We start from the raw sequence: 6,319 nt of genomic DNA, 5'->3' as shown, positions 1-6,319 counted from the left end.
GCGATCGCATTTTCACAGCCAGCAACTCCCCCAACCAGAGCGATCGCATTTTCACAGCCAGCAACTCCCCCCAGCAGAGCGATCGCATTTTCACAGCCAGCAACTCCCCCCAGCAGAGCGATCGCATTTTCACAGCCAGCAACTCCCCCCAGCAGAGCGAAACCCCAGAAATTAGTTAATTTTGAGAGCGATCGCCAGGGTATAATCACCTGCAAGGGATTTTTGCTAATTGACTCAATGAAACCAGGTCCATCGACACCAGAAACACATTTGCCAACCTTTCCCGTTTTAGGATTACCAGTCCATTTGGCTGATAATTATAGCCAGTGGCTGTCATGGCGGCTGAGTCAGGGTTTGGGAACTAATGTCATTACCCTCAATGCTGAAATGGCGATCGCCGCCGAATCTAATCAACCCCTAGCCCAGTTAATCCGAAGCGCCGACCTAGTCATTCCTGACGGCGCGGGTGTCGTGCTTTATTTGAAATTCAAAGGACACCCTATCCGCCGTTGTCCCGGAATTGAATTAGCCGAAACCCTCCTTAATCAGGTCAACCAGCTAAGACCCTCTGGATTGGTGTTTTTCTATGGTGGAAAACCTGGTATTGCTCAAAAAGCAGCAGACAATTTTCAGCGCCACATTAAAGGCTTGGCGATCGCCTCCTATCACGGCTACCTGTCCGACTCCGAAGAACAGGAAATGCTTGCCAGTCTCCAGGAACTACAACCTCAATTAATTCTAGTCGGTTTAGGCGTTCCCCGTCAAGAGTTTTGGATTGCTAAACATCGCCATTTATGTCCTGATGCGGTGTGGATTGGAGTCGGTGGCAGTTTTGATATTTGGGCCGGAGAAAAACAACGAGCCCCCGCTTGGTTTTGTGAACATCATTTAGAATGGCTTTATCGTTTGTATCAGGAACCTTGGCGCTGGCGGCGGATGTTGGCTTTACCCCATTTTGCTTGGAAGGCTTTAATCAAGTCTTAATTAGCCGATTCCACACTCCTCTAATTTAGCCATAATTGCCAAAATTCTCGCTAATCCAAACCCTCCCAATTTCCCCATTAATCTACTGGCGATCGCAATATCCCCCACCCTCCCCGACGGGAGATGACCGGGGGGGGCTTTGTCTATTTCAAACACTAGGTTATTGTACCATAACCAGTCATTCGGTCGCCGCCATCCCACCCTTTCCCCAAACAGGTTATAAGTCTCTATATCCGCATTGGTAGAACCCCCGATTTCCTTCCAAATTCGATACTGGACACTAAACCCAAACCGACCATTACTATATTGACACCAAAGCTGATCAATGGTGCGGAATATATCACAGGGTAACTTTCCCAAACTCTCGATATCCAAAGAACCTTGACTTTCCCGATTTGCTACTGCTAAAATTAAGGTGGTCGTTTCCCGGTCGGCATCCCTCCATCTGCCACTTTTGAGCAGCTTTTCCAGGAAGCTATAGTCCGTAGATGGTGATAGCCATGACTTCATATCTTCCCGCACTTCTTGGGCGCATTGGTAGCGTTTATTGCTGCTGGTCATCACCATTTTATCTAGCAGATCCGCTAACCGAGAATTAAGGCGATCGCCTAAATATTTGCGCCAATTCCATTCCCCATCATGAACATTATATAATTGCCAAGGTTGCACCTGGGTTAACAAATAAAGACAGGTCACACCCAAGCTATAAATATCACTGCTAAAGTTAGCCTGTCCCAAGGTTTGTTCCGGTGCCGCATATCCCGATGAACCTATGCTAGTCCCCGGACTCGTTAAAGCCTTCGCTGTGGCAAATTTTGCCGCCCCAAAATCCACTAAAATCAGTTGATGATCGGGATGTCTTCTGATAATATTATCCGGTTTAATATCCCGGTGAATTACCTGCTTTCCATGGATAAAATCCAACAGAGGTAACAAACTACCCAGGAGATTAATCACCTGTTGCTGGCTAAATTTTCCCTGGGTTTTTAACTCATTTAGCAGCGTTTTACCGGGGATATATTCCTGCACTAAATATTGGCGATTATCCTGGGTAAAATAAGCATAAAGTTCCGGGATTTGGGGATGATGTCCCAAGTCATCTAAACGCACCGCTTCCAGTTCAAACAGTTGTTTAGCTTTCACAACTCCCTGAGTCCCCACCCCTTGGGGAAAAAACTGTTTAATCACACAAATAGGCTTCGAGGGTTTGTCCTCATCAATGGCTTTAAAAGTGCGACCAAACCCTCCCTGACCGATAATAGCGATCGCCCTATAGCGTTCTTTTAATAATAGTTTAGCACCACATCGCTGACAAAACTTGCTATCAGGTGGGTTATTAGCCAGACAGTCAGGATTTAGACATTGACTCATTGACCCTCCCTCATCGACAACCCCCTAGCCTTATTTTACCTGACCCAGTGCGATCGCTCCATCAACCAAAAACCACCGCCGAATTAGCCGGGGAAATCCGAATTTTCGTGTTAGTATATTCTGGAGTCCATCCCGACATATTGCTAAAATAGCGCACCGCTTTAATTCTCTTAGTATCCGTTAGGTGAAACCAGTGTTCTGTCCCCGCTGGAACATTAATATATTCTTCAGCTTCAATCACCAACTCCATTTGACCACCATCAACACCCACAAAACCAAACACACCCTCCCCATCAATAATATAGCGCACCTCATCATCAGCATGGGTGTGGCACTGCTCAAACTTAGCCAGTAGGCTGTCTAAGTTAGGGATATCGGGATGTAAAACGATTAAATCCCTCGACTGATAACCAGCCGTTTCCTGGAGTTGTTGAAAATAGCCATCCAGAGATTCTAACACCTGTTCTTTTTGGTGATCATTCAAAGCCGCCTCACTTAACAAGCCGCGAATTTCTGGGTTATCTCCCACCGGCCATTTATTTAAGTTAACATTCAAAGCAGAAAGTTCTCGGCTAATATCTTCTAGGTTAGAATAACTCGTGCCATTTTCCAGATGTAAGATTGCCATAGTTACTATTGATAATCAGCGCCTCTTATTATACCATATTCACATAGCCCAACCCAGAAATCATCACTTATGTCTGAAGATACATCAACCAACCATCAGGACCTGTTAGAAACTTGGCGATCGCAAATTCGCCAGGCTGATATAAATAACGTTTTCTGTCATTGTCGAGACTGTGAAGCCGAGTGGGTAGGTTCAGCCTGGGATGAAAACTGCCCTAGTTGTGGAAGCACAAAAATCGAAAGGATATCCTGTTGGCAATTTCCCGATGATTAACACTTCCCCACCGCCCAGAAACCCCTTTTTTTGTAGGGTTAAGAAAAAGGCAAGAGCCAGACATAAGCCGGGTTCTGTTGTCTCAACTGCAAATAGCAATCAAGATAGCAGTTATCTATCTGGGATATCTGTTACCAGATACCTCTAGCGGTACACCATAAACGGGATCGGTAAAAGACCAACCGTCATCCCTGCGACCTTGCTCCCAACCGGGGTTTACCGAGCCGATACCTCACGATATCGCTGGTGCGCTCTTACCGCACCTTTGCACCCTTACCAGTGAGCTAAATAGCCCCTTTGGCGGTATGTTTCTGTGGCACTATCCTCACGATCGCTCGCACTGGGAGTTACCCAGCAAGTCTAGTCTTTCGGGAGCCCGGACTTTCCTCAGATTCAAACCAATGAATCCGCAACCGCCATCGCTGACTCTTACCCACACCAAATTATAACAAATATCCGCACGCCCCGCCTCAATTTCCCCCAGTCTTTAGCTGATCGGTAAGAATAATAATGGGAATGGCTGGACAAAATGGGGATTAACTGTGAGTCGGAAGTGGTTGGAAGTTTTCAAAAACAAAGGGGCTGATCTCAAAGAAATTATCGCCTGTGCGATCGCCAATGCAAGCATCATCCTGGGAATTTTGTTGCTGAAACAGCTAGGAGGACTCCAGACCCTGGAATTGATAGCCTTTGATGTGATGGTGCGACTACGCGACGATTTAGAACCAGATCCGCGATTATTGATAGTGGGTATCACCGAGGAAGACATACTCGCCTTTAATCGCTGGCCTTTATCTGATGAAGTTATCGCCCAACTTTTAGATCGCCTCTCCCAGCTACAACCTCAAGCGATCGGTTTAGATATCTATCGCGACATTCCCTATGAACCCGGACATCAATCATTAGTCCAACAGCTTGACAACCCCAAAATTATCACCATCAAAGCCCTGGGAGACTCAGACATTCAGGGAACCCCCGCCCCTCCCACAGTCCCCCCCAATCGCGTCGGATTCAATGATTTGTTACTAGACCCTGATGGAGTTGTGCGCCGCAATTTAATGTTAGCCACCATTGAAGACGAAACCTTCTACTCATTTTCCATGCAACTCGCCCTCAGATATTGGCAAAAACAGGGCATTAACCCCACCAATAGCCCCCTTCACCCTGATGGTATTCGTTGGGGTCGCGCGGAATTTTTACCCCTTCACCACACCAGCGGCGGATATCAGACCATTGATGACCAAGGATATCAAATTCTCCTCGATTACCGCTCCCGTAAAGCCGTCGCCAGGGTTGTCAGTGTTAGCGAAGTTATCTATGGTAACATCCCCCCCTCTTGGGTAGAGGATAAAATCGTCTTAATCGGAACGATCGCCCCCAGTGGAAAAGATCTATTTCTGACTCCCTATAGTCCCAGCCGCAAAATTTCCCCCAAAATGCCAGGAGTGTTAATTCACGCCCAAATGGTTAGCCAACTTTTGGATGCAGTGGCGGGGGAACGTTCTTTATTTGTGTTTTGGCCACAGTGGACAGAGTTTATCTGGGCTATAGTTTGGGGGGTAGCAGGTGTCATGGTGGTGGTCGTGGTGCGTCATCCCCTGGTGTGGATATTTTGCCCCCCACTCATGTTAGGAATTTTGTGGGTGGGGGGATTTTACCTATTTTTAAACAGTGTCTGGGTTCCCATGATTGCGCCTAGCCTGACTCTCCTATTTACCTCTGTGATTGTGATTATTTATCTGGGATTTCGTGCCCAGCGACAGCAACAGGTGGTGATGGGATTACTCGGACAAAATGCCTCCCCAGAAATCGCCAAGGCTTTATGGAATAGTCGCGATCGCCTGATGACTAACGGGAAGTTACCCGGAGAAAAACTCGTGGCTACTATGCTATTTACTGATATCCGCAATTTCAGCACTATTTCCGAGCAAATACCCCCAGAACAGCTAATCGAATGGCTCAATCAGTATCTGGCTACCTTAACCCAATGTGTTCATAGTCATCGAGGCATTATTAACAAGTTTATGGGGGATGGGATTATGGCTGCCTTTGGTGTTCCTATCGCCCGCACTACCGACGCAGAAATCGCTCAAGATGCCTATGCAGCCGTGGCTTGTGCTTTGGAAATGCGCGATCGCCTCATCGAGTTAAATCAACTTTGGCAATCCCAAAATCTACCCCTTATTGAAATGAGAGTTGGGATTTTTACCGGACCCTTAGTTGCTGGCAGTTTAGGCAGTCGCGATCGACTAGAATATGGTTTATTGGGAGATTCTGTTAATATTGCTTCTCGCCTCGAAAGTTGCGAGAAAGATAGACAGTCTGAACCATGTCGCATCCTCACTGCTTATCAAACCTTAGTCTATCTTCCCGATGTTTTTGATCTGGAATCTTGGGGGTTTATTCCTCTCAAGGGAAAACAGCAACTTATTGATGTTTATCGGATTGTCGGCTGGCAATCTCCACCTCAAGCATAACACCCCAAATAGTATTGATTCAGTCTAGGCTTTTTTGTCTTCTTTAGCAAACCCTCCACTTGAGACAATAATACCTCCAAATCAATCGGTTTATAAATGATGCCATCCACATCGATATGAGCCTCTTCCCGGTCTTCTAAATAGCCACAAGCCGTCATAATTAAGACGGGGATAAATGGGAGGCCTTGTTGACACCTCAAAATTTTGATCACATCATAACCGCTCATTTTTGGCATCATTAAATCCAAAATAATTAAGTCGGGTGTTGATGACTCAACCATCTGCAATGCCACCTGACCACTTTCGGCTGTTTGCACGTTATATCCGGCATCTTGCAGCAGAATTTCTACTAATAATCTGCCATCCATAGAGTCATCTACTATCAGAATATTAGCCGAATTGGGTGGAATTACACTCTCGCAACTGTTCATGTGAATCATAATAACTTACTGTTGACAATATCAAGCCTGATTTTCCCAACTATACCCCCTAGGAGGCTAGGGCGAAAACTCTCAACTTTGATAACAGAGTTAATCCTGATATCTGGGTCAGTAGTATCATAGAGATGGCAATGATTTTGAGGGTA

6 protein-coding genes and 1 other RNA gene are annotated in these 6,319 nt (G+C 46.1%); 3 read left to right on the top strand and 4 right to left on the bottom strand.

Annotation, left to right across the window (positions count from 1 at the left end):
- Positions 1-237 precede the first annotated feature (237 nt).
- The gene (locus tag P5674_RS02250; RefSeq protein WP_315669770.1) at positions 238-984 is read left to right on the top strand and encodes a WecB/TagA/CpsF family glycosyltransferase; all 747 of its coding nucleotides are present in this window, start codon (positions 238-240) and stop codon (positions 982-984) included.
- On the opposite strand, the gene P5674_RS02245 is transcribed toward P5674_RS02250, so the two are convergent.
- Together P5674_RS02245 and P5674_RS02240 are read right to left on the bottom strand one after the other, a co-directional pair.
- Positions 985-2,355, bottom strand: coding sequence for a protein kinase domain-containing protein (locus tag P5674_RS02245; RefSeq protein ID WP_315669769.1), 1,371 nt, complete (start codon positions 2,353-2,355; stop codon positions 985-987).
- A gap of 61 nt (positions 2,356-2,416) precedes the next feature.
- Positions 2,417-2,983 carry a cupin domain-containing protein gene (locus tag P5674_RS02240; RefSeq protein WP_315669768.1) on the bottom strand — a complete coding sequence of 189 codons (567 nt, stop codon included), beginning with the start codon at positions 2,981-2,983 and terminating at the stop codon, positions 2,417-2,419.
- Positions 2,984-3,052: 69 nt separating this feature from the next.
- On the opposite strand from P5674_RS02240, the gene P5674_RS02235 reads away from it, so the two are divergent.
- Positions 3,053-3,256 carry a hypothetical protein gene (locus tag P5674_RS02235; RefSeq protein ID WP_006616481.1) on the top strand — a complete coding sequence of 68 codons (204 nt, stop codon included), beginning with the start codon at positions 3,053-3,055 and terminating at the stop codon, positions 3,254-3,256.
- Between the two features lie 48 nt (positions 3,257-3,304).
- Here P5674_RS02235 and rnpB read toward each other — a convergent pair.
- Positions 3,305-3,686, bottom strand: an RNA gene (gene rnpB, locus P5674_RS02230) — RNase P RNA component class A.
- 112 nt (positions 3,687-3,798) lie between these two features.
- On the opposite strand from rnpB, the gene P5674_RS02225 reads away from it, so the two are divergent.
- Positions 3,799-5,733 (top strand): adenylate/guanylate cyclase domain-containing protein, encoded by a 1,935-nt coding sequence (locus tag P5674_RS02225; protein WP_315669767.1) that lies wholly within the window; start codon positions 3,799-3,801, stop codon positions 5,731-5,733.
- On the opposite strand, the gene P5674_RS02220 is transcribed toward P5674_RS02225, so the two are convergent.
- Complete coding sequence (locus P5674_RS02220) at positions 5,724-6,173, bottom strand: response regulator (protein ID WP_315669766.1); 450 nt, start codon at positions 6,171-6,173, stop codon at positions 5,724-5,726. The two genes, P5674_RS02225 and P5674_RS02220, sit on opposite strands and share 10 nt — an antisense overlap.
- Positions 6,174-6,319 lie beyond the last annotated feature (146 nt).

Source organism: Limnospira sp. PMC 289.06, from assembly GCF_032350395.1.
In the GTDB taxonomy this organism is placed as follows: domain Bacteria; phylum Cyanobacteriota; class Cyanobacteriia; order Cyanobacteriales; family Microcoleaceae; genus Limnospira; species Limnospira platensis.
The sequence above is the reverse complement of the archived record's forward strand: the minus strand, read 5'-3'. Positions and strand labels throughout refer to the sequence as shown.